The organism is Pseudoalteromonas sp. P1-16-1b (genome assembly GCF_001401785.1).
In the GTDB taxonomy this organism is placed as follows: domain Bacteria; phylum Pseudomonadota; class Gammaproteobacteria; order Enterobacterales; family Alteromonadaceae; genus Pseudoalteromonas; species Pseudoalteromonas undina.
The window spans coordinates 13,305-40,281 of the sequence record NZ_LKGQ01000030.1 but is presented as its reverse complement, the minus strand read 5'-3'; the positions used below and the strand labels follow the sequence as shown (position 1 = coordinate 40,281).

Genomic DNA, 26,977 nt, shown 5'->3' with positions numbered 1-26,977 from the left:
ATGGCAGAGTGGTCGAATGCACCGGTCTTGAAAACCGGCAGGGGTTTATAGCCCCTCTAGGGTTCAAATCCCTATCTCTCCACCATTATTTAAAAAACCGCCTTATTGGCGGTTTTTTGCTATCTGGAGCTTTATAATGTCACAGTCCCCGGAATTATCCTTTTCTAAACGTTTACTTAAGCACATTCTTCTATGGACTGTGTTTGGTTATTGTTACCAAAGCGCCATATCGTTATTACAAAAAATGGCTATTGATGCATATCCAGACGACGCACTAATAATGACCTTATTATATGGCATCGGGTTTAATATTTTATCGGGGCATTTAATTACAAAATACGATAATTATTGGCCTGTATGGGGCGCGTTTTATATTGGCATTATCGGTTTAGTAGCAGTGCCTCTTTTACTGGTCGGTGTGGCTGGATTATTGTCGATGAGCTTACTTGTTGGAATTTTGCTCAGTTTGCCTGTGTGTACCTTTGCTATTGGTTTAATTAAAGAAAAACTCAATAAAAACTAGCCCCAAAGACCTTTTATTTTGTGATAGCATATACGGGTCTTTTAACTAACAAAACGTGAATAACACATTATGTCAGATAATTTTACTACAGATGCTGAAAAAGCAAGTTACGGTATTGGCTTACAAATGGGTGAGCAACTTAAGGCTAATCCTTTTGAAGGTTTAAACTTAAATTCAGTATTTGAAGGCATGAAAGATGCGTATGCAGGCAGTGCTTTTCAAGTTGAGATCCCTGAGATCCAAGCTGCATTTGAAAAAATTAACGAAGAGATCCAAGCTCGTCGTGAAGAAGAAGCTAAAGTACTCGCTGCTGAAGGCATTGCATTTTTAGAAGAAAACGCAAAACGTCCTGAAATTACAGTAACTGAGTCAGGTCTTCAGTACGAAGTACTTGCAACAGGTGAAGGCGAGAAGCCAACTGCTGAGTCTACAGTACGTGTTGATTACCACGGTACTTTAGTAAACGGTACTGTTTTTGACAGCTCATACGAGCGCGGTCAACCTGCTGAATTCCCAGTGGGCGGCGTGATTAAAGGTTGGACTGAAGCATTACAAATGATGCCAGTAGGTACTAAGTGGCGTTTATACGTTCCTCATGAGCTTGCTTATGGTGAACGTGGTGCCGGTGCAGCAATCGCACCTTACTCAACACTTGTATTCGACGTTGAGTTACACGCAATTCTTTAATTAGAACGTACATAACATTTTAGTTATGAAAAAACCGCATTCATTAATATGAATGCGGTTTTTTATTGTCTCATTAAACTGATCTTTGTTTAAAAGTAGCCTCTTACTCCAAATTGGAAGTTACGACCAGGAAGTGGCGCGGTGTCTTTAATAAACGAGCTGTGTACAAAACCAAGTTCATCAGTAATGTTATCAACACTTAGGTAAAGCTGTGTGTCAACGGCACCTAAATCAAGCTGATAGTTGGCTTGTAAATCAATCAATGTATAGCCATCTGTTGCTGTTTCATATGCACTAATATCATTTTGCTCAAAATAATGTGTTCCTGTTAAGGTAAATTGTGCGCTACCTAGGGTGTATTGCAGTTCTGAACCCAATTTATTAGCAGGAATGCGTGGTAAATTTCCTTCATTATCTTTTAGTTTGGCGCGAGTAGAATCACCAAATACTTTTACCATGGCGCTGGGGTTTATTTGATAATGTACATCAAATTCAAAACCATACAGCTCAGCATCTTTACTTGTGAACTGATAAACATCAATTGCGTCACTGTGACCAATGGCAGCAGGTTCAAAACCATCCATTTCATCAAACACTAATCCTGTGTTTTGCTGATAATAAAAGTTTTTAATGTCGTTATAGAAGAAGTTGACAGTGTAACCAAAGTCTCCACTAAAGCGACGTAAACTAATATCTAGATTAGTTGATGTTTCTTGTTTAATTTCTTCAGGCTCAAAATGCGCTTCGTTACCTTCAATATGGTAACCCAAGCCAAGTTCGTAAGTTCCGGTAGCAATATGCACACCATTAGAGAGTAGCTCAGCTGAAAGCGGTGCACGCTCTGAATGTGATAAGCTAACGGCTAGGTTGTGACTTGGCATATACTCCCAAATCGCACCTGCTGAGGCACTTAGATTAGTAAAGCTTTGGGTGTAGTTAACAGTTTCATCTGCTGATACAGGTTCGTCATCATGGCTATGCTGATGCGTATCCACATCACTTTTTATCTCATAATCTTCTAAACGGGCGCCAAGTTCTACGGTGACGTCACCAAATGTGCGTTCTTCAAGTAAATATAGCGCATGAGTCGTCGTGATACTTGCAGGTGTAAAGGCTTCTTCACCAATCGCGTCATAATCAGACTCACTATAGTGATAGCCAATCATGCCATGCCATTGGCCTAATTGATGCTCTACGTTGAAACGTGCTTCAGTGGTTTCATTACTAAAAGTGGTGCCAATAGCGCCGTCTTCAATTTCACTATGGGTATAGTCTGTGTAACCAACACGTAGGTTAATAGACTCAATCCAGTTATCATGAAACGCATAACTTACCAGCCCCTGCCAACGGTCTTGCTCTAAATGAGCATAAACAGGTGTTTCTGCATGTTCTTCACCTTCGTGTTCTTCATGCTCGCCTGCTTCTTCATGTGTATGATCGTGTTCATGATGAGCATGTGAATGGCCTGGAATACCATAGTCTGTTTCGATATTACCGTATGAAAATCCAACGGTTAAATGCTCACCCACATAGCTAGTACCAAAATTAACTGTTTCACTGTCTATAAAGGTATTTTCAACTGAAGTAGCTGTTTCTTCATCGCCTTCAACATGTACTTCACCTTCTTCATGTTCATCCGGTAAATTAAAACGAGGTGTTTGGTAATCATCACCGCTGCGTTTAGTACCATCAAAATGGAAATTAAAGTTATCGCTGCCAGTTTCTAGTTTTGCTGCGAATGTATTCGCATTTGAAACTGTATCGTGCGTGTATTGTGCTGCCCCAGATAAAGAGTCAATGTTATTGGTTGGAATACGGTTATCAACCACATTTACTACACCGCCAATAGCACCAGAGCCATAAAGTAGGGTGCTTGGGCCACGTAACACTTCAATTTGCTCTGCCGCTAGGCTGTCACTTGATGTAGCGTGATCAGGTCCAATGCGAGACGCATCGCTGCTATCCAAACCATTTTGAGTAATTTTAACTCGAGGACCACCTAGGCCGCGGATAATCGGACTTGATGAAACAGGGCCAAAATAACTAGCATTAACGCCAGGTATGCCTTTAAGTGTCTCACCTAGCGTCGGCTTAGCTTTATTTTTTAGCTCATCGCCTGATAGCACACTTACTGGTGAAATCATTTCTAAGCTATTTTTATGCAGGGCTGAGGCATATACAACAACAGTTTCAACCGAAGTTGGCTTTAAAGTAACATTAATAGTGTTGCCTGTATTTTCAAGCGATATACGAGAATCTAGGTAGTTATCTTTACTGATATGTAATTGACTTTTAGCATCTATGTCGATACTAAACTGACCTTGTGCATTACTTTGCACGCTTTTTGACTTACCATGAACATGAATCGTGGCATTGGCAATGGGTTGCTTTTTTGTATCTGTTACCGTGCCGTTAATCGTCGCTGCAAGTGCAGAGTGAGAACACAAAACAGACAGTAGTGCTGAGGATATGAGTGTTAGCTTAGTCATAGTTACTTCAATTCGTGGTTGTTATGTTGTGATATAATATAACAATACAAAATTATGCTATCAATAATGTTATACCATAACTTTAAAATTTGCGTTGAATAACACAAGAGAGCGATAAATTTAATTTAGCACGGCATTATTACAGTTAAATTTAGGAGCGGCTGTCTATCATCAGTATGTCTAACTTTTTTTGTGCTCTAAAATGATTTTGCTTATCAACTGGTTCAAGCATTTCACATTCATCGTTTATCATTTCTGAAATTAAGCTTGGATAATGCCTGCAATCTTGGGGTCGGTCATGATAAATACTGCAAGTATATTTATCTTTTTCTTCAGGAGATGCTTTATTGGCAAGCTCTAAAAATGGGCATTGCGTTAATTGCTCACCCGTTGTTGGGTCAAACCATAATTTATCGTTTTTAACGTATTGAAATATTTCAGGGTTGAATAACGCCCACATTTGAATTTCATCCTGATTAGTATCTAAATCTGCCGCACCGTATTTTGTGCAGCACTTACCGCATTGATTGCAATTTTGCATAGGGTAGATATTAACTGTTGCTTTTTATAGTAGGCATTAAGTGTAGCACCCTAATATCCACGTCAATAAACTAAACAGCGTTTATTGTTGCTTATAATACTTTTGTAACAACGCGGCGCTTAATAATAATGTACTATTAAGACATATGTTTCGGATACAGCGCTGTAAAAAATTAAAAAGGCGCATTAATTAAGGTAGCGAGTAATTATGAATACTAAAGTATACAAAGCGGTTCACGATTTAGCAGAAAAGCTGATGGCAGCTGCCAATAAGAATGATACTAAACAATTCGAATCTTTATATGCAGAGCTCAAAGCAATTTGTATTGAAAACGAAAATACCGCTAAAGATCACCCTGTACAGTGGGAAACTTTAGCAGATTTTACCGAAGAGCTAGAAGACGCTATTGTGACTTATGAAAAAGCATTACAGAAGTCGATTGAAATCAATAATAAAGATCATATGTCGTCGGTTGCATTTTCTATGGCTACTTTACAGCTCGAACTAGGCGACAAAGAAGCGGCGATTAAAAACCTACAAGATGCTAAAGTCAGTGCGAATAAAATTGAAGACAAAGAATTAAAGTCAGAGATCCATGAGCTATTAGAGTCACTGGTTGAAGAAGAAGGTTAGGAATCTGTATAGTGATTATTAATAATCAGCGCCAGTAGTTTACACTTGGCGCTTTTTTATGAAGAAGATAAAGTTCAACTTCATAAAATATTTATTAATAACTTACCGAGTAATTTTTTGGAGAAAAAATGCTAGCGCAAATAGAACAATGGATTGATAAAACGAATAGCGAGTATGCACATAAAAGAATATGCTGTGAAAAATTTGCTAACGAGTTTGAGGGCTTTTACCCAAATGAATTTTTGAAAACTGCATTTTATGTAGTTGTTGATAAAATTCCTAAACCTGACTTTACAGGTTTACGTGAACTTGGTTTAAGCAATTTTATTGATATGGATGTAGCTGGAATAACCTATAAAAATACATATTATATATTACCTAACGCTGTGCATAATTTAAGAGTACATTTTCATGAGCTTGTTCATGTAGTTCAATGGCGTGAACTCAGCGTGCACGCCTTTATAATGCGCTACATCAATGAAATCCAAACGTTTGGTTACAATGATGCTCCACTTGAAATAATGGCCTATGAACTTGATGCGCACTATACCAGTAATGGAAATAAATTTAATATTCCTGACTACATTACGCAACAGCTTTAGTTAAAATTATAAAAGGAATTTATATGTCACGTTTTTTGTTTTATTCACTAGCTCTATTTGCCTTTAAGGTGCAGGCGAGCTCTTTTGATGATGATATCGTTAATGCATTAATCCATAGAACAACACAACCAGTAACTTACGATGGCGCCTATCATAAACTTGAGTACCCAGGTGGTGATGTGCCCGCTAATATTGGTGTGTGTACCGATGTTTTAATTAGGTCGTACCGACAGCTTGGTATTGATTTGCAAAAATTAGTACATGAAGACATGCAGGATAATTTTCGCGTATATCCTTCCAAACGTATTTGGGGATTAACCAAGCCAGATAAAAACATTGACCATCGACGTGTACCTAACTTACAAGTTTACTTTGAGCGCCATGCAAAAGTGTTAACTAAATCGCTTAATGCAGAGGCTTATAAAGCCGGTGACATAGTTACTTGGATGCTGCCAGGTAATTTACCGCATATTGGTATGGTCGTTAATGAAATAGCGCAGGGCAGCGGCAACCCGCTTATTGTGCATAATATTGGTCGTGGACCAGAAATGAGCGATATGCTTTTTGCGTATACAATTACGGGTCATTACCGATTTGTGCCTGCAGAATATTCAGAGTAAATAACACTGTACTAGTAGGCGTGTTTGAGTTTAAAAACACGGCAAACAGGTTTGGTACAAACCTAGCTGTTTTATATTATTCTCGTGCTGTTAAATACGCTTAATGTGAGTTAGTTACTTTAAATTAATACTGATATCACCATTTGGTTTGCAGCAACACAAGAGTATTTCACCATCGCGAACAAACGCTAACGGCTCTTCATTATAATTAACTTCACCAGAGACAAGTGTTGCTCGACACGCACCGCAATATCCCTCACGGCATTGGTAAGCGGCATCAATCTTATTCGATTCTAGGCAATGTAAAAGAGAAGGGCAGCCAGCGGCAAAATCAATGCGCTGGCTGTTATCTGCAAGCATGATACTTGCAGTCGTTCTATCAGTCATTATAAATCAAAGTCACCAAATTCATCGGCATCTACTTGTGAATCAATCTGACCAACTAAGTATGAGCTTATTTCGGCTTCTTGGGGAGCAACTTGCACGTTATCCGACACTAACCATGAGTTGATCCATGGAATAGGGTTACTGTTGTTTTCAAACTGTGCAGGCAGACCAATCGCGGTCATACGCGCATTGGTAATATATTCAACGTACTGACATAAAATGTGTTTATTCAAACCAATCATCGAGCCATCTTTGAATAGGTACTCGGCCCATTCTTTTTCTTGCTCTGCGGCTTCAACAAACATCTTAATTGCTTCTTCACGGCATTGTGCGGCAACAATCGCCATTTCAGGGTCATCTTTGCCATCTTGCATGATATTTAAAATATGCTGAGTACCTGAAAGGTGAAGTGCTTCATCACGGGCAATAAGCTTTATAATTTTAGCATTACCTTCCATCAATTCACGCTCTGCAAACGCAAATGAACAGGCAAAACTCACATAAAAGCGAATAGCCTCAAGGATGTTCACTGACATCATGGCCAAGTACAATTTCTTTTTCAGCTCAAATAAATTAACTACTACGGTTTGGCCATTAATTTCGTGTTTGCCTTCACCGTATAGGTTGTAAAGCGATACAGAATTGATTAGGTCATCATAATAAGTAGTTACCGCATCGGCACGCTCACTAATTTTGTCATTGCTAACAATGTCATCAAAAATGAGTTCAGGCGCTTGAGTTACGTTACGAATAATATGCGTATAAGAACGGCTGTGGATAGTTTCACTAAACGCCCATGTCTCAATCCATGTTTCTAGTTCAGGAATTGATACGATAGGAAGTAATGCTACGTTAGGTGAGCGGCCTTGAACACTATCAAGCAACGTTTGGTATTTTAAGTTGCTTAAAAATATATGCTTTTCGTGTTCGGGAAGCGCTTGAAAGTCTAAACGGTCTTTACTTACATCAACTTCTTCAGGTCGCCAAAAGAAAGACAATTGTTTTTCAATTAGTTTTTCAAAAATAGGGTATTTTTGTTGATCGTAACGTGACACGTTAACGGTTTGACCAAAAAACATTGGCTCTTGCATTTGGTTATTATGATTTCTGCTAAAAGTAGTATAAGACATGTTTATCACTCAAAAAACTATCACTAAGACTATCAGGACAAAGCGGGCAAGGCGCCCGCTTTAAGTTTAACTATTAAATTTTACACGCGCCGCCTGCACAATCATCATCTTCCACTTCTGGAGTGTCTTCTTGAGCATCTGATGCGCCATCGCGGGTATTATGGTAGTAAAGTGTTTTAACACCTAGTTTGTATGCACCAAGTAAGTCTTTTAATAAGACTTTCATAGGTACTCTACCGCCTTCGTATCTATTTGGATCATAATTAGTATTTGCTGAAATTGTTTGGTCGATAAATTTCTGCATTATGCCTACTAATTGTAAGTAACCATCGTTTGATGGAATATCCCACAGTAATTCGTAGTTATCTTTAAGGCGTTCGTAGTCAGGAACAACTTGCTTTAAAATACCGTCTTTACTTGCTTTAACGCTAATGTGACCACGCGGTGGCTCGATACCATTAGTTGCATTTGAGATTTGCGATGACGTTTCTGATGGCATTAATGCGCTCAGCGTGGAGTTACGCATACCATGCTCTTTAATGCTGGCACGTAATGTATCCCAATCAAGATGCAGTGGTTCATCACAAATCTTGTCTAAATCACGTTTGTACGTATCGGTTGGCATAATACCTTGCGAGTATGTAGTTTCGTTAAATTTAGGACATGCTCCACGCTCTTTAGCAAGTTCGTTAGATGCCTTCATTAGGTAGTACTGAATTGCTTCAAACGTTTTGTGCGTTAGTGCATTTGCGCTGCCATCTGAATAACGCTTACCGTTTTTAGCTAAGTAATAAGCGTAGTTAATAACACCTATGCCTAGCGTACGACGCCCCATAGTGGCATTTTTAGCTGCAGGTACAGGGTAGTCTTGGAAATCAAGTAGGTTATCAAGTGCACGTACTGCAAGCTCAGCTAACTCTTCTAGTTCATCTAAAGACTCAATGGCACCTAAGTTAAACGCAGATAATGTACAAAGTGCAATTTCACCTTCTTCGTCATTCACGTTGCTAAGAGGCTTAGTCGGTAACGCAATTTCTAAACATAAGTTAGATTGACGTATAGGCGCCACTTTTGAGATAAACGGGCTGTGTGTATTACAGTGGTCAACGTTCTGTAAGTAAATACGACCGGTGCTGGCACGTTCTTGAGCAAACATAGAAAACAGTTCAATGGCTTTAATACGTTTTTTACGAATTGACTCGTCTTGCTCATATTTTACATAAAGTGCATCAAATTCATCTTGATCTTCAAAGAATGCATCGTAAAGCCCCGGCACGTCTGATGGACTAAATAAGGTAATGTAGTCGTCTTTGATTAAACGCGAATACATTAGTTTATTAAACTGCACACCATAATCTAGGTGACGTACGCGGTTATCATCAACACCACGGTTATTTTTAAGTACCAGCAGGTTTTCTACTTCTAAGTGCCAAAGCGGGTAGAATAAAGTAGCTGCACCGCCACGTACACCGCCTTGCGAACAGCTTTTAACCGCTGTTTGAAAGTGCTTATAAAACGGAATACAGCCTGTGTGGTACGCTTCGCCGTTACGAATAGGGCTACCTAATGCACGAATACGTCCGGCATTTATACCAATACCAGCACGTTGAGAAACGTATTTAACAATGGCTGATGAAGTCGCATTAATTGAATCTAAGCTGTCGCCACACTCAATCAGTACACATGAGCTAAACTGACGCGTTGGCGTACGCACACCCGACATAATTGGTGTAGGTAAAGAAATTTTAAATAGTGAAACCGCATCGTAAAAACGTTTGATGTAATCAATACGCGTTTCACGTGGATAATCTGAGAATAAGCTTGCTGCTACTAATATATATAAAAACTGCGCGCTTTCGTAAATTTCACCGGTTACACGGTTTTGTACTAAGTATTTACCTTCAAGCTGCTTTACTGCTGCGTAGCTAAAGTTAAGATCGCGTGAATGATCTAAGTAAGTATCTAGTTCATCAAGTTCTTGCTCTGTGTAATCAACAAGCAAATGGGCGTCGTAGCGTTTTTGTTCAACCATGTTAGTAACGTGGTCAAAAAGACGCGGTGGCTCAAATTGGCCATACGCTTTTTTACGTAAATGGAATACAGCTAAACGAGCAGCAAGATACTGATAATCAGGTGATTCTTTTGAGATCTGATCCGCAGCGGCTTTGATAATCGTCTCATGAATATCTTTAGTACGAATACCGTCATAAAATTGAATATGTGATTTAAGTTCAACTTGTGAAACCGAAACGTTGTTTAAACCTTCGGCGGCCCATTCAATAACGCGATGGATCTTGTCTAGATCAAGTGGCTCTTTACGGCCGTCACGTTTGCTTACAGATAACTGTTGGTTCATAGTTTTGCCTGTATTCCTTGGGAATTAAATATTTTTGACCAATGAGTGCACTTAAAACGCCCAGTGCCTATTCTTTTATTGTTATTTCTACCGCATAGGTAAATTTAATTGAATAACATTTAGCCACAATATCTGGTGTTGTTCAAATTAGAGATCACAAGATAGTGTGGTCTGTGATCTTTTGCAAGGGACAGAAACCGCTCTGATTGTGGATAACGTTGGGATAACGTAATTGTGTTAGTAGGCATTAACCTTTGATCATTCGGTTAAGTTGAAATTTGTAAAAATCAACTAAGGAAAGATTAAATTTACGCTTTTTAAAAATAAATTTTGTCTGCTTTTTTTATCATCAAGCTTTGCATAAAAACTAACACAATCACAATATGTAGTGTTTATAAATTAGTATGGCACTATATGTGGTTGAAAGCATCTATAGGGCTATGCCAATTAAAATCTGCATTCCAAGCTAATGCCTCGTCCACAGTCGGTACATATCCCCACAGTGCGGTAGCGGTGTGCATATTCGCTGCTTTACCTGCTTGTATATCTCGCAGCGCATCACCTATATATAGGCAGCGCGAAGGATCAACACTCATTTGCTCAGCACAATGTAATAAAGGAAGGGGTGAGGGCTTAGATTCAGCTAAGGTATCACCACTTATCACAATTTGCGCATTTTTTAATGCAGGAATCGCCTTGACTAAAGGATCGGTTAAAAAGCCAGGCTTATTTGTCATAATGCCCCACGGGATCCCTTTATTATCAAGGGCAATAAGTAATTGCTCTACACCGACAAAGCATTGGGTATGGGTGGCAATATTGGCAGCGTAGTATGCAACTAGCTCTGCTAAAAGTTGCTCTTGCGATTGTTGCCCCCAGCCTTCTTTAAAACCAGCAGCAAGTAATGCTGCTGCGCCATTTGAAGCTGCGGGTCGATATATATCACTGCCCACTTGTGGTTGTTGGTGATTATGCAGCACACTATTAAGTGCAGCGCCTAAATCATCAGCGGTATCAAGTAAAGTGCCATCTAAGTCAAATAGCAATGCTTGATATTCAATTGGGCTAGTAGATGTTTGTGAGCTTGTCATTACGCTAACTTCTCAAAGTGCAGCATATAATTTACGCTAACATCATCATTAATCGTATATTGCTTTGAGAGTGGGTTGTAACTTAATCCTGCACTGGCACGTACCTTCAACCCTGCTTGTTCTGCCCATGCAATTAATTGCGCAGGTTTAATGAACTTTTTATGGTCGTGGGTACCTTCTGGCACCATTTTTAACAGTTTTTCTGCGCCGACAATAGCGTATAAGTAAGCTTTAGGGGTTTTATTAAGGGTGGAGAAGAATACATCGGCCCCAGGTTTTGCTAATTTAGCGACTGCATGGATAATAGAAGCAGGGTCGGGGACATGTTCTAACATTTCCATACAAGTAATCACATCAAAGCGCTCAGGGTGCTCATCAGCAAATTGTTCAGCAGGTACTTTTATATATTCAACGGGTACACTTGTTTCTAAACTGTGTAACTTAGCGACAGTTAAAGGCTCTTGCCCCATATCGATACCTGTTACCTTTGCCCCCATTCGCGCCATGCTGTGACTTAAAATACCGCCGCCACATCCTACATCGAGGGTTTCTTTGTCAAATAATCCTTTAGTTTTGTCTGCGATGAAATCTAATCGTAATGGATTAATTTCGTGAAGCGGCTTAAATTCGCCTTCTAAATCCCACCAACGCTCTGCGATGGCTTCAAACTTTGCTATTTCTGCGTTATCTACATTTTGATGTTCGGTCATAAAATACTTCCTCGTCAATCTGAGGCCATTATATAGGGCTAAATTGATAAATCGCAAAGTTTTGCGCCTGTAAATTAAAATTAATTGTGATAGCATGGTTGCTTAGAAATAATAACAAACACTCTTAATACCTAATAATGGGTTGTTAAGAGCTGATACTGAAGGAATGTGATATCAAATGACTGATCTCGCCAATGAAATTCTGCCAGTCAATATTGAAGACGAGTTAAAAAACTCCTACTTAGATTACGCAATGAGTGTAATTGTAGGACGTGCATTACCAGACGTACGTGACGGTTTAAAACCTGTTCACCGCCGCGTTTTGTTTGCAATGAACGAGCTTAGTAATGACTGGAACAAGCCTTACAAAAAATCGGCCCGTGTGGTCGGTGATGTAATCGGTAAATACCACCCACACGGCGACAGTGCAGTTTATGACACCATCGTACGTATGGCTCAACCATTCTCACTACGTTATATGCTAGTTGATGGTCAGGGTAACTTTGGTTCGGTTGATGGTGATTCAGCAGCGGCAATGCGTTATACAGAAGTACGTATGGCAAAAATGTCGCACGAATTATTAGCCGATCTTGAAAAAGAAACGGTTGATTTTGTGCCTAACTACGACGGCACAGAACAAATTCCTGATGTGTTACCGACTAAAATACCTAACCTGTTAGTTAATGGTTCGTCAGGTATTGCTGTTGGTATGGCGACAAATATCCCGCCACACAACTTAACAGAAGTAGTGAATGGCTGTTTAGCGCTTATTCAAAACCCTGAATTAACTATTACTGAGTTAATGGATTACATCCCAGGGCCTGATTTCCCAACTGCGGCCATTATTAACGGTAAAAAAGGCATTGAACAAGCCTATCAAACCGGTCGTGGTAAAGTGTACATGCGTGCGCGTGCTGACATCGAAACCGATGAGAAAACTGGCCGTGAAACGATTATTGTTCATGAAATCCCTTACCAAGTTAACAAAGCCCGTTTGATTGAAAAAATCGCTGAGCTAGTTAAAGATAAAAAGATTGAAGGGATCAGCGCATTACGTGATGAATCAGATAAAGACGGTATGCGTATCGTTATTGAGATCAAACGTGGTGACGTAGGTGAAGTTATTTTGAACAACCTTTATTCACAAACTCAGTTACAAACTGTGTTTGGTATGAATATGGTTGCGTTAATTAATAACCAGCCTAAGTGTTTCAACTTAAAAGAAATGCTTGAAGAGTTTATTATTCACCGCCGTGAAGTTGTTACTCGCCGTACGGTATTTGATTTACGCAAAGCCCGTGACCGTGCGCATACGCTAGAAGGTTTAGCGATTGCACTGGCAAACATTGACCCAATTATCGAACTTATTCGTAAGTCACCAACACCTGCTGAAGCAAAAGTTGCACTAACAGCGCGTCCTTGGGAATTAGGTAATGTTAAAGCCATGCTTGATAAAGCCGGTGAAGACAATGTTGCCCGCCCAGATTGGTTAGCAAGCGAGCTGGGTATTCGTGATGGTCAGTACTATATTTCTGAGCAACAAGCTCAAGCAATTTTAGACCTACGTCTACACAAACTAACGGGCCTAGAGCACGAAAAAATTCTTACTGAATACCAATCGTTACTAGATCTAATTGCTGAACTATTATTCATTTTGGCAAGTCCGGAACGTTTAATGGAAGTTATTCGTGACGAGTTAGTTGAAATTAAAGAGCAATATGGTGATGAGCGCCGCACTGAAATTAATGCCGCTGCACACGATATTAGCCTTGAAGACTTAATTAACGAAGAGAACGTGGTTGTGACCTTGTCACACGAAGGATACGTTAAGTATCAAGCGTTAAGTGATTATGAAGCGCAGCGTCGTGGTGGTAAAGGCAAGTCAGCAACCAAGATGAAAGATGAAGATTTCATTGAACGTCTACTTGTTGCCAATACCCACGATACTATTTTATGTTTCTCTACTGCGGGTCGATTATATTGGCTTAAAGTGTATCAGTTACCACTTGCAAGTCGCGCAGCGCGCGGTAAGCCAATTGTTAACTTATTACCGCTTGAAGCAGATGAACGTATTACTGCTATCTTGCCTGTGCGTGATTATGAAGATGATAAATACATCTTTATGGCGACAGCATTTGGTACGGTTAAGAAAACACCATTGACTGCCTACAGCCGTCAACGTGCTAGCGGTATTATTGCCGTTAACTTAAACGAAGGTGATAGCTTAATTGGTGTTGATATTACCGATGGTAGCAATGAAATTATGTTGTTCACTGATGCGGGTAAAGTTGTACGCTTTAAAGAAGCTGAAGAAACCACAGTAGTTGATGAAAATGGTAACCCTGTTCTTGATGAAGAAGGTAAGCCTGAGATTCGCTTCAAAGGTGTACGTCCTATGGGTCGCACTGCAACGGGTGTTCGTGGTATTAAAATGCCAGACGATCAACGTGTTGTATCACTGATTGTACCTAAGAATGACGGTGCAATATTAACAGTGACAGAAAATGGTTACGGTAAGCGTACTCAACTTGAAGACTACCCATCTAAGAGTCGTGCAACACAAGGTGTTGTATCAATTAAGGTGAGTGAGCGTAATGGTGCCGTTGTTGGTGCTGTACAAGTTGATGACAACGACGAAATAATGATTATTTCGAATCGTGGTACCTTAGTACGTACTCGCGTTAATGAAGTTTCTACGGTTGGACGTAACACTCAAGGTGTTATTTTGATCAGAACTATTGACGAAGAGCAAGTAGTTGGTTTACAACGTATAGAAGAGATTGAAGTGACTGAAAGTGACTTGATTGACATCGAAGACGTTGAAACAGTAGATACGGTTATAGATGAAGTAGCGGATGATAATCCTCCTTCAGAATAATTGAGATTGAAAAAAGCGGCCTTGGCCGCTTTTTTTATATGGTTGAAAAAAACTAAAGACACTTGAATTAGTTTAATACCAATTCACTTAATTAAGTGGTCTATTTTGAGGCTGGAAAAACGTGTTGATAGCTAGGCAAAAAATTTGCTATTTAGTTGTTCTAAATGAGAATTTTTTAACGCAGGTAGCGACACGTTTAGCCCCGTAAAATGATTAAGTATTATTGCGGATTGGTATTAGTTCAAGTTAAACAGTAAATTACTGGAATGAGGAAAAGGTAATGAGTATTTATAATTTTTGTGCGGGTCCTGCAATGTTACCACCGGCTGTAATGCAAAAAGCACAAAAAGAGTTTTTAGACTGGCAAGGGCTTGGCGTTTCAGTAATGGAAATGAGCCATCGCAGTAAAGAATTTTTAGCATTAACGGCTAAGTGTGAAGCTAGTCTACGTCGCTTAATGAATATTAGTGACGAGTTTGAAGTGCTCTTTATGCACGGTGGTGGTCGAGGTCAATTCAGTGCCGTACCTTTAAACCTCCACGTTGATGGAAAAAAAGCGGTGTATTGTGAAAACGGCGTGTGGTCAAAAAGTGCAACCAGCGAAGCCGATAAGTTTACTCAAACTCACACAATTGACGTACGTAATGATGATAACGGTTTATTTTCTATCAAGCAGGTAGCCGATTGGGTTTTACCAGCCGATGCTGCATATATTCATTATTGCCCAAATGAAACTGTAGATGGTCTAGAGATTTTTGATGTACCTAGTCACCCAACAGCACCGATTGTCGCCGATATGTCGTCGACTATTCTATCGCGCGAAATTGACGTTAATCAATTTGATTTAATCTACGCAGGTGCTCAAAAGAATATCGGCCCATCGGGTATTGCTATCGTAATTGTTCGTAAAACGCTACTTGAGCGTGAAGGGCTTGCTAAGCCAGGTATTTTGGATTATGCCCTTGAAGCAAAACAAGGCAGTATGTTTAACACTCCACCTACATTTGCATGGTATTTAGCAGCTGAAGTATTTGAATGGCTTGAGCAAAATGGCGGTGTAAAAGCCATGGAAACACATAATACTGCCAAAGCTCAGCTGCTTTATGACTTTATCGATGAGTCTAATTTTTACACCAACAAGGTAGCAAAACATTGTCGTTCACGTATGAATGTGCCTTTTTGGTTAGTTGATGAAAGCCTAAATGATAAGTTTGTTAAAGAGTCAAATGAAGCGGGCTTATTAGCGCTTGAAGGGCACCGTATTGTTGGCGGTATGCGCGCGAGTATTTATAACGCAATGCCACTGGAAGGGGTTAAAGCATTAGTTGATTTTATGGCGGCTTTCGCAAAGGAGAACAGCTAATGGAGCAACTTTCTTTAGCGCCTATTTCACAGGTTAATGGCAGTGTTACTCTGCCTGGTTCGAAAAGCTTGTCAAATCGCATTCTATTATTGGCTGCACTATCAAACGGCACTACGGTTGTAGAAAACTTATTAGACAGTGATGATATTCGTCATATGTTGGGCGCCTTAGCGCAGCTCGGTGTGAATGTGACACTTAATGATGAGCGAACCATCGCGACCGTAGAAGGTGTAGGTGGCGTATTTAAAACGCCAACTGAACCACTGTTTTTAGGTAATGCAGGTACAGCATACCGTCCCTTAACGGCCGTGCTTGCAGCGATTGCTGGGGAGTATGAGTTAATTGGTGAGCCACGTATGGAAGAGCGACCAATTGGCCACTTAGTTGATGCACTGCAAGCCTTAGGTGGTAATGTTAGTTATTTAAAAAATAAAGATTATCCGCCACTTAAAATTGTCGGCGGACAAATAGCGGGTGGTGAAGTCGAAATTGACGGTAGTATTTCAAGCCAATTTTTAACTGCGTTGCTTATGGCTGCACCGTTATTTAAGGGTGATACTCAAATTAAAATTAAAGGCACGTTAGTGTCTAAGCCTTACATTGATATTACTCTTGATGTAATGGCGCGTTTTGGTGTTACCGTTGAGCATGACAATTACAGTACTTTCTTTGTAAAAGGTGCACAACAGTATCAAGCCGTTGAGCGAATTATGGTCGAAGGGGATGCTTCATCTGCTTCTTACTTTATTGCTGCTGCAGCAATTGCCGGCGGCGAAATAGAAATTAAAGGCGTCGGTGCTAAATCAGTTCAAGGTGATATTGGTTTTGCTAACGTTATGGAGCAAGTAGGTGCCAAAATTGATTGGTATGACGAACGTTTAGTTGTTCGTAAAGGTGAGCTTAACGGTATTGATATTGATGCTAATGCAATACCTGATGCTGCAATGACCCTGGCTACAGTTGCCCTGTTTGCAAAAGGGCCAACGGCAATTCGCAACATTTATAACTGGCGAGTAAAAGAAACTGACCGTTTACACGCTATGGCCACTGAGCTTAAAAAAGTAGGGGCTGAAGTAGTAGAAGGGCATGACTTTATTGAGATCACACCGCCAAAACAGTTTAATAATGTGGCTGTAGATACCTATGATGACCATCGTATTGCCATGTGCTTTGCAATGGTGGCAGTAGGGGGTAAGCCCATAACGATTAACGATCCAGCCTGTACTTACAAGACATTCCCAACATTTTTCAACGTGTTAGCATCTGTCAGTAAATAGGCTATTTATAAGTATTTATAAAAAGTTACATACTAAAAGCGGATAATCTTTAATAATTGACGTATAATGTGGCGGTTTATTTTGGTGTGCATTGAAGGAGGTTTTAAATGCCGGCGTTATTAATGCCCGTAATCACCGTAGATGGCCCAAGTGGTTCTGGTAAAGGAACTGTTTGTCGCTTATTGGCTGAAAAATTAGGCTGGGATGTGTTAGATAGCGGTGCAATTTATCGCGTACTTTCACTTGCAGCACTTCATCACCAAATTGCGTTAGATAACGAAGAAGCACTGGTTCCATTAGCTGCAAATCTTGATGTGCAGTTTTTGATAGACAGTGACACTAATGCAGGAAAGATTATTTTAGAAGGCGAAGATGTAACAACCACTATTCGTAATGAAGAAGTGGGAGCTGCAGCGTCTAAAGTAGCCGCATTGCCACGAGTTCGTGAAGCGTTACTTCGTCGCCAGCGTGCGTTTAGAACAGAAAATGGCTTAATTGCTGATGGTCGCGATATGGGCACTGTTGTGTTTCCTGATGCGCCATTAAAGATATTTTTAACCGCAAGTGCAGAAGAGCGTGCTCGCAGACGTTTTGTTGAGTTGAATGAGCGCGGGCTTGATGTTACACTAAGTGGTCTATTACAGGACATTCAGGCACGTGATGATCGCGATATGAATCGCGCCGTTGCGCCGCTTGTACCTGCAGAGGATGCGATTGAGCTTGATACTAGCGAACTCAACGCGCAGCAAGTCTTTGATAAAGTTATAACTTTATTAGATTCAAGCATCTCTGAAGGTAAGCTTCCTAAACGAAGCTAAACACATTTTATGCACCAGCAGGACGCCAGTGCTATTTTAACAACCCCATGCAGCATGGTTGCTTATTGGTATTAATATATGAGACGTATATTCGTATGTCAGAAAATTTTGCGCAGTTATTTGAAGAAAGCTTAAAGGGTTTTGAAGCAGAGCAAGGCTCTATCGTTAAAGGTACAGTAATCTCAATCGAGAACAACATTGTACTTGTAGATGCTGGTCTTAAATCAGAAAGTGCTATCCCTGCAGAGCAGTTCAAAAATGCTGCTGGTGAACTAGAAGTTGCTGTTGGCGACGAAGTAGATGTTGCACTAGATGCAATCGAAGACGGTTTCGGTGAAACTATCCTTTCTCGTGAGAAAGCGAAGCGTCACGAAGCGTGGATCCGTCTTGAGAAAGCATGTGAAGAGCAAGAGACTGTTACTGGTGTTATCAACGGTAAAGTTAAAGGCGGTTTCACTGTTGAAGTTGATTCAATCCGTGCTTTCCTACCTGGTTCACTTGTTGATGTTCGTCCAGTACGTGACACAACTCACCTTGAAGGCAAAGAGCTTGAATTTAAAGTAATCAAGCTTGATCAAAAACGTAACAACGTTGTTGTTTCACGTCGTGCAGTTATCGAATCAGAAAACTCACAAGAACGTGAAGAGCTTCTTGCTAACCTTGTTGAAGGTCAAGAAGTTAAAGGTATCGTTAAGAACCTTACTGACTACGGTGCATTCGTTGACCTTGGTGGTGTTGATGGTCTACTACACATTACTGACATGGCGTGGAAGCGTGTTAAGCACCCTTCAGAAATCGTTAATGTTGGCGACGAAATCGCAGTTAAAGTTCTTAAATTCGACAAAGATAAAACTCGTGTATCTCTAGGTCTTAAACAGCTTGGCGAAGATCCATGGGCAGCTATCGCTGGTCGTTACCCAGAAGGTTCTAAACTTTCTGGTCGTGTAACTAACCTTACTGATTACGGTTGCTTCGTAGAAATCGAAGAAGGCGTTGAAGGTCTAGTACACGTTTCTGAAATGGATTGGACTAACAAGAACATCCACCCTTCAAAAGTTGTTTCACTTGGTGACACTGTTGAAGTTATGGTTCTTGAAATCGACGAAGAACGTCGTCGTATTTCTCTTGGTCTTAAGCAATGTATTGCTAATCCTTGGCAGGAATTTGCTCGTCTACAAAACAAAGGCGACCAAGTTACTGGTAAGATCAAATCAATCACTGACTTCGGTATCTTTATCGGTCTTGACGGTGGTATTGATGGTCTTGTACACCTTTCAGACATTTCTTGGAATACACCTGGCGAAGAAGCTGTACGTGAATTCAAGAAAGGCGACGAAATCACTGCTATCGTATTGCAAGTTGACCCAGAGCGTGAACGTATCTCTCTAGGTGTTAAGCAAATCGAAGCTGACCCATTCAATAACTACCTTGATGCAAACAAAAAAGGTGCTATTGTTAAAGGTAAAGTGACTGAAGTTGATGCGAAAGGCGCAACTGTTGAACTTATCGAAGGCGTTGAAGGTTACATCCGTGTAGCTGATATCGCTCAAGAGCGCGTTGAAGATGCAACTACTGTTGTTTCTGTAGGCGACGAAATCGAAGTTAAATACGTTGGTGTTGATCGTAAGAACCGCACTTTAAGCTTATCTGTTAAAGCTCTTTTCGAAGCAGAAGAGAAAGAAGTACTAGAGAAGCTTAAGAAAGAAGAGCCAGTGTTCGAAAACGCAATGGCAGCTGCTTTCGCAAATGCACAAAAAGACTAATTAATTATAGTCTTTTAATTGGAAGGGCAGTTTATGCCCTTCCACTATTTCTTTTTAAGGAAACGCTATGACTAAGTCAGAACTGATAGAAACACTTGCTGAACAACATTCACATATTCCTGTTAAAGATGTTGAGAACGCTGTTAAAGAAATTCTTGAACAAATGGCCGGCTCATTATCTTCTTCAGATCGTATTGAGATCCGAGGTTTTGGAAGTTTCTCTTTGCATTACCGTGCGCCTCGTACAGGCCGCAATCCTAAAACAGGTGAAACTGTAGAGTTAGATGGTAAGCATGTACCTCATTTTAAGCCAGGCAAAGAACTACGTGACCGTGTAAACGAGAGCATTGCTTAGTAAACTTATTGGAGTAGTTACTTGTTTAAGGTATTAAAAATTATTCTGGCAGCACTATTTTTAATTGGTGCATTTGTATTGGGTTCGCAAAATCCACAATTAACACAAATTAACTACATAATAGCCAGTAATACATTACCTTTAGCCGTTATAATAAGTATCTGCTTTTTGTTAGGTGTTGTAGTGGGTTGCTTTGTGAGCTTTAAATTGTTTACGCAATTAAAGTGGCAAAATTACCGTTTAAAAAAGCAATTAACGCCTGAAAAAGATAATAAAAAGCGTATTGCCAACAAAGATACCTAATTATGATTGAGCTGTTGTTTTTACTGCTTCCCGTTGCTGCCGGTTATGGTTGGATCATGGGGAAAAACAGTGCTAAAAATCAGGCTCATCAATTTAATCGTCAAATTACTTCTGAATACAGTAAAGGGTTAAAGTTTTTACTGGACAGAGAAGAAGATCAGGGGCTTGAGCATTTAATTAATTTGCTCGAAGTAGCTGCTGACTCTGTTGAACATTATTCTACTTTAGCAACCATGTTTCGCCGCCGTGGTGAGCTTGACCGCGCAATAAAAATTCACGAACTGTTGCTAAAACACCCAAGCCTTAACGAAAAACAAGCCGCTAATAGCCGTTTAGAACTAGCCGAAGATTATATTATGGCTGGCTTATTAGACAGCGCAGAAGAACATTTAATATGGCTGGTAAAAAATAGCCATGCAGATGCACTCGATCCTATTATTTCTTTATATTCACAAACCCGTGAATGGGAAAAAGGCATTAATATGTTTGAAGCGCATACTGAGCTTTTTTCAAAAGAACAACACTTTAAAGCCATCGCTAATTTTTACTGTGAGCATGCCATTGCCAGTAATAACCCACAACTTATGCGCAAAGCCATTAGCTTAAACTTTAAAACAATTAGGCCTTTATATGAGCTTGGGTTGTCAGCTTATACCAAAGAAGATTACGTAAAAGCAATTTACTATTGGCGAGAATTAATCTGTCAATTTACTTTTTTTGCGCCATTGTTTATTGAAAAGTTAGCTCACAGCTATAAGCAATTAAAATTAACTCACCAATTTCATGAACTCATTACTGAGTTACTAGAAAAGGGTGGGGTGATGATAAAAATACAGCATTGCCAAGCCTTGCTTGAGCAAGGACACACTGAACAAGCCTTTGAATTTTTAACTGATAATTTAAAACGTCAACCCACTATTCGTGGCTTTAGTTTTTTATTACAGTTAATGAGTACAGAAAATAAAAATACAAAAGATGTGCTTAATCAAATCGATAAACTTGTTACTTCTTACATTGCCACTAAACCTGACTTTCAATGTCAGCATTGTGGCTTTACTAGCTACACCATTTATTGGAATTGCCCTTCATGTAAACACTGGGAAACCATTGTGCCTAGCAGAGGCTTAGACGGATTTTAATCTTTATACTTTTCGCTCACTAGTAGGATAGTTATGTCTTTCGAAAAATCAAAAAAAATTCTTATCGCGCTTGATTATGATGATCAGCAAACTGCTTTAGCTTTTGTTAAACAGTTATCACCGGATACCTGTCGATTAAAAGTGGGTAAAGAAATGTTCACTTATTTTGGCCCTGCATTTGTTAAAGAACTGGTTGATTTAGGTTTTGATGTATTCTTAGATTTAAAGTTCCACGATATTCCAAATACTGTTGCTAAAGCAGTAACTGCTGCAGCTAAAATGGGCGTGTGGATGGTTAATGTTCATGCAAGTGGTGGTTTTGAAATGATGCATAAAGCTAAGCAGGCACTTGAGCAGTTTGGCGATAAAGCCCCATTATTGATTGCAGTGACCGTTTTAACCAGCATGGATGAAGCAGAGCTTAAACGTTTAGGCATTAGTAAATCACCACAAGAGCAAGTGATGCATTTAGCAAAATTAACAAAGCAAGCAGGGCTTGATGGTGTAGTGTGTTCAGCACAAGAAGCTGAAATTCTAAAAGTGGCTTTAGGCAGAGAATTTAAACTAGTAACCCCAGGTATTCGTCCTGCTGGTAGTGATGCGGGCGATCAAAAACGTATTATGACACCTAAAGAAGCCATTGAAGCTGGCAGTGACTACCTAGTAATAGGGCGTCCTATTACTCAGGCACAAAACCCGGTGCAAGTATTGAGTGATGTAAATAAATCAATAGCTTAAACTTAAAGTTTGCATAATTATAAGGAGTTTATTACAACTCTTTTTGTTTGTGCTACATTTAATTACGGCTGTGCAGTGAGGAACTAACTTTGCGTTTAATAATGTTTGTAGTGGTAATTATCATTAGTGGCTTTGCTGTTAATAAATATGTTTTTTCAACTAAAATGTATGATGATGTTTCGAATGTTACTGATTTGGTATCTGATTACCCCGTTGATTTGTTTAAGTTTAAAAAAATCGCTCAAAATTATGCTCAGCATTTGTGCTATACAAATGAAGGTGTTTTAGCTGGACTTAATATAAGTAGCAAAGAGTGTGTTGATGTACACGATGAAATGCAGAATGAGTGTACAAAAAAAGTTTTTAGATTAGCGCCGTTAAATATGACGTCTAAGAAAGAATTAATTGAATATTCAAATCAATATTCACGTTGTACCTTACCATACAAAAACATTAAGTTATAAATTTTAAATACGAAAAAGCCACCTAAGTTTATACCTAGGTGGCTTTTTTATTGAATTATTTTAAACGAATAGACTTAGCTTCAATATCAATTAAGCCTTGTTTAAATAACCCACCAATGGCTTTTTTGTAGTTTGCTTTACTGGTCGAAAATACTTTTTTAATTAATTCAGGTTCAGACTTATCGCCTATGGCTAATATGCCACCTTCATCTTTTAGTTTTTCCATAATTTTTTCGCCAAGTTCACTGACTTTACCCATACCTGGCTTTTCAAGTATGACGTCAATTTTTCCGTCTTCACGTACTTTTTGAATAAACCCTTTGAGCTTTTGACCAACAAATAGGTTTTTAAATACCATGTTGTAAAATACAACACCAAAATGAGATTCTTCAATAAGTACTTTGTAGCCGATATCGGTTTTACCTGCCACAATTAAATCAACTTCTTGCAAGTGGCTATATTGCGGCTCGTCTTTTGATAAAAAGCGATTAAAGTTGGTTGAAGCACAAATTCGTTGACTGGCATTATCTAGGTATAAACGTACTAAATACGAGTAACCTTCTTGCATACGCGGTTTTTGTTCATTAAACGGTGCTAGCACGTCTTTTTCTAAACCCCAATCTAAAAAAGCACCAATGCTGTTTATTTCTTTAACGCGCAGTAGGGCATATTCACCGACTTGTGCGTGTGGTTTTTTAGTTGTTGCTGTTGGCAGGTTTGCGTTATCTAAAAAGGTAAAAACGCTGATGCTATCGCCAGCTTCAAGTTCATGTTTAATCTCGTGTTTGGGTAAAAAAACTTCACCTAAGTCATGGCCATCTAAATAGGCACCTTCGTTACTGACTTCTTTTACAAATAGGGTTTGGGTAGTTCCAAGGTAACTCATAATTATTCCTGCTCAGGCTTTTTTTTACGACGCATCGGGGTATCACCATCAATGTTGAGTGGTGCTTTAATTGGGGCTGCTGGCTTTTTAGGTTTTGCTTTGCGTTTTTGCTGTGGCTTTTTGTCAGCCACTACTTTTTTAATCGGTTTAACTGGCGTCACTTTTTTCTCTTTGATGCCTTTAAATTTCGCTTTTAAACCATCAACCACCGCAAACGACAGTTCGTCATTTAAAAATGACTTAATTGCTAAGTAACTTGCCCAATCTTTAGGACCAACAAATGATAGCGCGTTGCCTTTAAAACCAGCACGGCCTGTGCGTCCAATTCGGTGAACGTATTCTTCAGCGTGTTTTGGTAAATCAAAATTTATAACATGGGTCACACTGAGTAAATCTAGTCCGCGAGATGCAACATCTGTAGTAATTAATATTTTAAAGTTTTCACGGCTAAACGCATCCATGATATCAAGGCGTTTACTTTGGGTTAAATCACCTGCTAATGCGACAGACTTAAAGCCTTTACTGTTTAGTGACTCGCTTAAGCGACTGGTATCAGCACGTGTAGCGGTGAATATAATACATTGCCCTACATTGTCTTGATTAAGAAAATGCTCAAGTAGCGCTTCTTTATGATCAAGATGATCGGCTAAATACAATGTTTGTTTAATATCACTGTGTTGCTCATTGGCTGCACTGAGCATAATTTGTTTTGGTTTTTTTAATAAATTACGCGAAAGGGCATCTACTTGAGCATGATCTAATGTCGCTGAAAACAATAGGGTCTGGCGTAATCGGTGATCTGCCAGTTCATTAATTAACTTAAGCTGGTCGGTGAAACCTAAATCCAAAATACGGTCAGCTTCATCAAATATAAGTAGCTCTAAGCCACTTAACTGTAAAGAGCGTTGCTTTAAGTGATCGGCTAAGCGCCCTGGTGTAGCAACCACAAAATGTGGGTCGTTGCGCAGTGCTTTAATTTGGTCGTTAAAGTTTTCACCACCGAGAATTTTAACTGCCTTGATATTGGTACCGGCAATAAGTAATCGTAGTTGGGTGAACACTTGGGTTGCAAGCTCACGAGTTGGAGCAACAATAAGTACACGAGGATCACGTTTACTGAGTGCTTTTTGTTTCATTACTCGCTGCACTGCAGGTAATAAAAACGCTAAAGTTTTGCCTGACCCAGTTTTTGACTGAGCGAAAATGTCATGTCCAGCGAGTGCCGTTGGCACAGCATGAGCTTGAATATCGGTAGGCTGGGTGATCCCTTGGTGCGCTAATTGTGTTTCTAGGCGAGTATCAATCCCAAGATCAGTAAAGTGCAATGTATATTTCTCCAATATGAGCAAGTCTTGTAAATTTATCCGCGCATTATAGCCCACTGAGCCACTGCGCTAACAGTAAAAAGCGCATTATCATCCATTTTTTTGCATTTAAATAAAAAAAGCGTAAAATACGCGCCCCATATGCGCCGGATTTACGATTCGGTAAACGCCCCTTGCGGGGTTTAAAGGCAAAATAGGAAAACCATGACTGCTATCCATAAAGATAATGTAACCAGCGATCACTTTGTTGTGTGCGCACTGTATAAATTTGTTTCTTTACCTGATTTTGAAGCACTTCGCCAACCTTTACTTAATGTAATGGAGCAAAACGACGTGCGTGGTACTTTGTTAATTGCCGCAGAAGGAATTAACGGAACTGTTTCAGCAAAACGTGAAAGCATAGATAACTTACTGGCGTGGTTAGACACCCAGCCTAATTTAGACAATATTGTTACTAAAGAATCATATGATGACGAATGCCCGTTTTACCGCACTAAAGTAAAACTTAAAAAAGAAATCGTGACTATGGGTGTTGAGGGCGTTGACCCCTTAAAAGTAGTGGGCAGTTATGTTAAGCCAAATGAATGGAACGCCCTTATTTCTGATCCAGAGGTTATCCTTGTTGATACCCGAAATGATTATGAAATTGAAATTGGTACGTTTCAAAACGCGGTCGATCCAAACACGAAGACGTTCCGCGAATTTCCGCAGTGGGCCAAAGAAAATCTCGACCCAGAAAAGCATAAAAAAGTAGCTATGTTTTGTACAGGTGGTATTCGCTGTGAAAAATCAACAGCTTATATGAAAGAGCAGGGCTTTGATGAGGTATACCACCTTGAAGGCGGTATATTAAAATACCTAGAAGAAGTACCAAAAGAAGAAACCATGTGGGAAGGCGAGTGTTTTGTATTTGATAACCGTGTCGCGGTAAATCATGACTTACAAAAAGGCTCATATGATCAGTGTCACGCATGTCGGATGCCTATCACAGAAGAAGAAAAACAAAAGCCTGAATACATGGAAGGGGTGTCGTGTCATCATTGTATTGATGATGTAACCGACGAGCAGCGCGCTCGTTTTGCTGAGCGTCAAAAGCAAATAGAATTGGCACAAGCACGCGGTGAAGGCCACATTGGTAACGAAGCACAAGCTGCTTTACAGCAACGTAAAGAAGCAAAAAAAGCGCAAAAAGACGCACAACGAAATAAATAATACCACGCGTTTATTTATTCATTAAAAAACCTCAGTAAATACTGAGGTTTTTTATTTAAAAGTAATTTATAAATAGCGAGCTACATTGCTTAGCAGCTTAAAGGTTTGATACTCACTTTGAGCTTAATCAACGAATACAATAACTTTTATCTATCGGCGTAAGTGTAATTTTATTAGCTGAATTTACAAGAACACATTCTGTGTTTTTATCGAGTTTTTTCTTTTGAATAACCGTAAATTCACCTTCATCAGCAGCGTATAAGTTATACTGATAAGCCGTATTACCTCCCTCAAATAATGCAGTAAATAACCCTCCAACTAAACCGCCGACAATAGCGCCACCAATCATTTCTTCGCTGTTGCCATCTAAGCTGTCAACAAAGCCAAAACCCGCTCCCGCAGCTATGCCTGTTCCAACTTCTGAGGAAAGTGTTACTTTTTGCTCTGACTCAACAGATGCATAATAGCGTTTAATTAATTGATTTTGACTAGTACGATCAACTCCTTGTGATGCACAGCCACTAAGTAGTAAAACTAAAATTATGCTTTTATTCATAAATACTCGTTTGTATATTCACTCTAATGACCAAAGCATAGTGTTTAATACGCACAAAATATGTGGTGATTTTGTAGGCTGGTGTAAGAATGTGTAGTAAATACGTGGGTGTTTAATTTCAGCGTGTTGTT

General features: G+C 39.6%; 26 protein-coding genes. 16 read left to right on the top strand and 10 right to left on the bottom strand.

All coding sequences use genetic code 11. The features are described 5' to 3' along the window. Positions 1 to 199 precede the first annotated feature (199 nt). Together AN392_RS16560 and AN392_RS16555 are read left to right on the top strand one after the other, a co-directional pair. Complete coding sequence (locus tag AN392_RS16560) at positions 200 to 523, top strand: hypothetical protein (RefSeq protein ID WP_010389909.1); 324 nt, start codon at positions 200 to 202, stop codon at positions 521 to 523. 69 nt (positions 524 to 592) lie between these two features. After that, positions 593 to 1,210 carry an FKBP-type peptidyl-prolyl cis-trans isomerase gene (locus tag AN392_RS16555; protein WP_008112467.1) on the top strand — a complete coding sequence of 206 codons (618 nt, stop codon included), beginning with the start codon at positions 593 to 595 and terminating at the stop codon, positions 1,208 to 1,210. An 89-nt stretch (positions 1,211 to 1,299) separates the two neighbouring features. Here the strand turns inward: AN392_RS16555 and AN392_RS16550 are convergent, their stop codons facing one another. Together AN392_RS16550 and AN392_RS16545 are read right to left on the bottom strand one after the other, a co-directional pair. Further along, complete coding sequence (locus tag AN392_RS16550) at positions 1,300 to 3,699, bottom strand: TonB-dependent receptor (protein ID WP_055013309.1); 2,400 nt, start codon at positions 3,697 to 3,699, stop codon at positions 1,300 to 1,302. 151 nt (positions 3,700 to 3,850) lie between these two features. Then, a complete protein-coding gene (locus AN392_RS16545; RefSeq protein ID WP_010389911.1) occupies positions 3,851 to 4,240 on the bottom strand; it encodes a YkgJ family cysteine cluster protein in 390 nt (129 codons plus the stop codon). A gap of 207 nt (positions 4,241 to 4,447) precedes the next feature. Here AN392_RS16545 and AN392_RS16540 point away from each other — a divergent pair, with 207 nt between their 5' ends. From AN392_RS16540 to AN392_RS16530, 3 genes are all read left to right on the top strand, one after another. Further along, on the top strand, positions 4,448 to 4,873 hold the full coding sequence (locus tag AN392_RS16540) for a tetratricopeptide repeat protein (RefSeq protein ID WP_171039088.1): 426 nt from the start codon (positions 4,448 to 4,450) through the stop codon (positions 4,871 to 4,873). A 128-nt stretch (positions 4,874 to 5,001) separates the two neighbouring features. Beyond that, positions 5,002 to 5,475, top strand: a complete 474-nt coding sequence (locus AN392_RS16535; RefSeq protein ID WP_055013307.1) for a hypothetical protein — start codon at positions 5,002 to 5,004, stop codon at positions 5,473 to 5,475. 23 nt (positions 5,476 to 5,498) lie between these two features. Beyond that, positions 5,499 to 6,095 (top strand): DUF1287 domain-containing protein, encoded by a 597-nt coding sequence (locus tag AN392_RS16530; RefSeq protein WP_055013306.1) that lies wholly within the window; start codon positions 5,499 to 5,501, stop codon positions 6,093 to 6,095. A gap of 114 nt (positions 6,096 to 6,209) precedes the next feature. Here AN392_RS16530 and yfaE read toward each other — a convergent pair whose 3' ends face one another. The 5 genes from yfaE to ubiG all read right to left on the bottom strand — a co-directional run bounded on the left by yfaE (position 6,210) and on the right by ubiG (position 11,769). Next, complete coding sequence (yfaE, locus tag AN392_RS16525; protein ID WP_010389916.1) at positions 6,210 to 6,482, bottom strand: class I ribonucleotide reductase maintenance protein YfaE; 273 nt, start codon at positions 6,480 to 6,482, stop codon at positions 6,210 to 6,212. Then, the gene (gene nrdB / locus AN392_RS16520; RefSeq protein ID WP_010389917.1) at positions 6,482 to 7,612 is read right to left on the bottom strand and encodes a class Ia ribonucleoside-diphosphate reductase subunit beta; all 1,131 of its coding nucleotides are present in this window, start codon (positions 7,610 to 7,612) and stop codon (positions 6,482 to 6,484) included. The genes yfaE and nrdB overlap by 1 nt, the downstream gene beginning before the upstream one ends. 73 nt (positions 7,613 to 7,685) lie before the next feature. Next, complete coding sequence (gene nrdA, locus AN392_RS16515) at positions 7,686 to 9,968, bottom strand: class 1a ribonucleoside-diphosphate reductase subunit alpha (protein WP_010389918.1); 2,283 nt, start codon at positions 9,966 to 9,968, stop codon at positions 7,686 to 7,688. 410 nt (positions 9,969 to 10,378) lie between these two features. After that, positions 10,379 to 11,059, bottom strand: coding sequence for an HAD family hydrolase (locus tag AN392_RS16510; protein ID WP_055013305.1), 681 nt, complete (start codon positions 11,057 to 11,059; stop codon positions 10,379 to 10,381). After that, positions 11,059 to 11,769 carry a bifunctional 2-polyprenyl-6-hydroxyphenol methylase/3-demethylubiquinol 3-O-methyltransferase UbiG gene (ubiG, locus tag AN392_RS16505; protein ID WP_055013304.1) on the bottom strand — a complete coding sequence of 237 codons (711 nt, stop codon included), beginning with the start codon at positions 11,767 to 11,769 and terminating at the stop codon, positions 11,059 to 11,061. The genes AN392_RS16510 and ubiG overlap by 1 nt, the downstream gene beginning before the upstream one ends. A 178-nt stretch (positions 11,770 to 11,947) precedes the next feature. Here ubiG and gyrA point away from each other — a divergent pair, with 178 nt between their 5' ends. The 10 genes from gyrA (at position 11,948) to AN392_RS16455 (ending at position 22,867) form a co-directional block, all read left to right on the top strand. Further along, positions 11,948 to 14,647 (top strand): DNA topoisomerase (ATP-hydrolyzing) subunit A, encoded by a 2,700-nt coding sequence (gene gyrA / locus AN392_RS16500; protein WP_055013303.1) that lies wholly within the window; start codon positions 11,948 to 11,950, stop codon positions 14,645 to 14,647. 280 nt (positions 14,648 to 14,927) lie between these two features. Next, entirely contained in the window at positions 14,928 to 16,010 is a 1,083-nt protein-coding gene (gene serC, locus AN392_RS16495; protein ID WP_055013302.1) for a 3-phosphoserine/phosphohydroxythreonine transaminase, read from the top strand. Continuing rightward, the gene (gene aroA / locus AN392_RS16490; protein WP_055013301.1) at positions 16,010 to 17,287 is read left to right on the top strand and encodes a 3-phosphoshikimate 1-carboxyvinyltransferase; all 1,278 of its coding nucleotides are present in this window, start codon (positions 16,010 to 16,012) and stop codon (positions 17,285 to 17,287) included. Before serC ends, aroA begins: the two co-directional genes overlap by 1 nt. Positions 17,288 to 17,394: 107 nt before the next feature. After that, positions 17,395 to 18,105, top strand: a complete 711-nt coding sequence (gene cmk / locus AN392_RS16485) for a (d)CMP kinase (RefSeq protein ID WP_010389925.1) — start codon at positions 17,395 to 17,397, stop codon at positions 18,103 to 18,105. A 95-nt stretch (positions 18,106 to 18,200) separates the two neighbouring features. Continuing rightward, on the top strand, positions 18,201 to 19,868 hold the full coding sequence (gene rpsA / locus AN392_RS16480) for a 30S ribosomal protein S1 (protein ID WP_002961176.1): 1,668 nt from the start codon (positions 18,201 to 18,203) through the stop codon (positions 19,866 to 19,868). Between the two features lie 67 nt (positions 19,869 to 19,935). Continuing rightward, complete coding sequence (gene ihfB, locus AN392_RS16475; protein ID WP_008114744.1) at positions 19,936 to 20,223, top strand: integration host factor subunit beta; 288 nt, start codon at positions 19,936 to 19,938, stop codon at positions 20,221 to 20,223. A gap of 21 nt (positions 20,224 to 20,244) precedes the next feature. Further along, positions 20,245 to 20,526, top strand: a complete 282-nt coding sequence (locus AN392_RS16470) for a lipopolysaccharide assembly protein LapA domain-containing protein (protein ID WP_008114742.1) — start codon at positions 20,245 to 20,247, stop codon at positions 20,524 to 20,526. A gap of 2 nt (positions 20,527 to 20,528) precedes the next feature. Then, positions 20,529 to 21,665 (top strand): lipopolysaccharide assembly protein LapB, encoded by a 1,137-nt coding sequence (gene lapB, locus AN392_RS16465; protein WP_024600986.1) that lies wholly within the window; start codon positions 20,529 to 20,531, stop codon positions 21,663 to 21,665. 33 nt (positions 21,666 to 21,698) lie between these two features. Then, entirely contained in the window at positions 21,699 to 22,403 is a 705-nt protein-coding gene (gene pyrF / locus AN392_RS16460) for an orotidine-5'-phosphate decarboxylase (RefSeq protein WP_055013300.1), read from the top strand. A gap of 89 nt (positions 22,404 to 22,492) precedes the next feature. Beyond that, positions 22,493 to 22,867, top strand: coding sequence for a hypothetical protein (locus tag AN392_RS16455; protein WP_010389930.1), 375 nt, complete (start codon positions 22,493 to 22,495; stop codon positions 22,865 to 22,867). A gap of 55 nt (positions 22,868 to 22,922) precedes the next feature. On the opposite strand, the gene AN392_RS16450 is transcribed toward AN392_RS16455, so the two are convergent. Next, complete coding sequence (locus AN392_RS16450) at positions 22,923 to 23,753, bottom strand: S1 RNA-binding domain-containing protein (RefSeq protein ID WP_010389931.1); 831 nt, start codon at positions 23,751 to 23,753, stop codon at positions 22,923 to 22,925. A 2-nt stretch (positions 23,754 to 23,755) separates the two neighbouring features. Next, positions 23,756 to 25,078 (bottom strand): DEAD/DEAH box helicase, encoded by a 1,323-nt coding sequence (locus AN392_RS16445; RefSeq protein WP_055013299.1) that lies wholly within the window; start codon positions 25,076 to 25,078, stop codon positions 23,756 to 23,758. 204 nt (positions 25,079 to 25,282) lie between these two features. Between AN392_RS16445 and AN392_RS16440 the strand changes: the two genes are divergently transcribed. After that, positions 25,283 to 26,290 (top strand): rhodanese-related sulfurtransferase, encoded by a 1,008-nt coding sequence (locus tag AN392_RS16440; protein WP_055013298.1) that lies wholly within the window; start codon positions 25,283 to 25,285, stop codon positions 26,288 to 26,290. Positions 26,291 to 26,417: 127 nt separating this feature from the next. On the opposite strand, the gene AN392_RS16435 is transcribed toward AN392_RS16440, so the two are convergent. After that, positions 26,418 to 26,846 carry a hypothetical protein gene (locus AN392_RS16435; protein ID WP_010389934.1) on the bottom strand — a complete coding sequence of 143 codons (429 nt, stop codon included), beginning with the start codon at positions 26,844 to 26,846 and terminating at the stop codon, positions 26,418 to 26,420. Positions 26,847 to 26,977 lie beyond the last annotated feature (131 nt).

Bases quoted from the DNA above. Each gene is read 5' to 3' on its own strand.
- AN392_RS16555 (WP_008112467.1), top strand. From the start codon at position 593: ATGTCAGATAATTTTACTACAGATGCTGAAAAAGCAAGTTACGGTATT.
- AN392_RS16550 (WP_055013309.1), bottom strand. From the start codon at position 3,699: ATGACTAAGCTAACACTCATATCCTCAGCACTACTGTCTGTTTTGTGT.
- AN392_RS16545 (WP_010389911.1), bottom strand. From the start codon at position 4,240: ATGCAAAATTGCAATCAATGCGGTAAGTGCTGCACAAAATACGGTGCG.
- AN392_RS16540 (WP_171039088.1), top strand. From the start codon at position 4,448: ATGAATACTAAAGTATACAAAGCGGTTCACGATTTAGCAGAAAAGCTG.
- AN392_RS16535 (WP_055013307.1), top strand. From the start codon at position 5,002: ATGCTAGCGCAAATAGAACAATGGATTGATAAAACGAATAGCGAGTAT.
- AN392_RS16530 (WP_055013306.1), top strand. From the start codon at position 5,499: ATGTCACGTTTTTTGTTTTATTCACTAGCTCTATTTGCCTTTAAGGTG.
- yfaE (WP_010389916.1), bottom strand. From the start codon at position 6,482: ATGACTGATAGAACGACTGCAAGTATCATGCTTGCAGATAACAGCCAG.
- nrdB (WP_010389917.1), bottom strand. From the start codon at position 7,612: ATGTCTTATACTACTTTTAGCAGAAATCATAATAACCAAATGCAAGAG.
- nrdA (WP_010389918.1), bottom strand. From the start codon at position 9,968: ATGAACCAACAGTTATCTGTAAGCAAACGTGACGGCCGTAAAGAGCCA.
- AN392_RS16510 (WP_055013305.1), bottom strand. From the start codon at position 11,059: ATGACAAGCTCACAAACATCTACTAGCCCAATTGAATATCAAGCATTG.
- ubiG (WP_055013304.1), bottom strand. From the start codon at position 11,769: ATGACCGAACATCAAAATGTAGATAACGCAGAAATAGCAAAGTTTGAA.
- gyrA (WP_055013303.1), top strand. From the start codon at position 11,948: ATGACTGATCTCGCCAATGAAATTCTGCCAGTCAATATTGAAGACGAG.
- serC (WP_055013302.1), top strand. From the start codon at position 14,928: ATGAGTATTTATAATTTTTGTGCGGGTCCTGCAATGTTACCACCGGCT.
- aroA (WP_055013301.1), top strand. From the start codon at position 16,010: ATGGAGCAACTTTCTTTAGCGCCTATTTCACAGGTTAATGGCAGTGTT.
- cmk (WP_010389925.1), top strand. From the start codon at position 17,395: ATGCCGGCGTTATTAATGCCCGTAATCACCGTAGATGGCCCAAGTGGT.
- rpsA (WP_002961176.1), top strand. From the start codon at position 18,201: ATGTCAGAAAATTTTGCGCAGTTATTTGAAGAAAGCTTAAAGGGTTTT.
- ihfB (WP_008114744.1), top strand. From the start codon at position 19,936: ATGACTAAGTCAGAACTGATAGAAACACTTGCTGAACAACATTCACAT.
- lapB (WP_024600986.1), top strand. From the start codon at position 20,529: ATGATTGAGCTGTTGTTTTTACTGCTTCCCGTTGCTGCCGGTTATGGT.
- pyrF (WP_055013300.1), top strand. From the start codon at position 21,699: ATGTCTTTCGAAAAATCAAAAAAAATTCTTATCGCGCTTGATTATGAT.
- AN392_RS16450 (WP_010389931.1), bottom strand. From the start codon at position 23,753: ATGAGTTACCTTGGAACTACCCAAACCCTATTTGTAAAAGAAGTCAGT.
- AN392_RS16440 (WP_055013298.1), top strand. From the start codon at position 25,283: ATGACTGCTATCCATAAAGATAATGTAACCAGCGATCACTTTGTTGTG.
- AN392_RS16435 (WP_010389934.1), bottom strand. From the start codon at position 26,846: ATGAATAAAAGCATAATTTTAGTTTTACTACTTAGTGGCTGTGCATCA.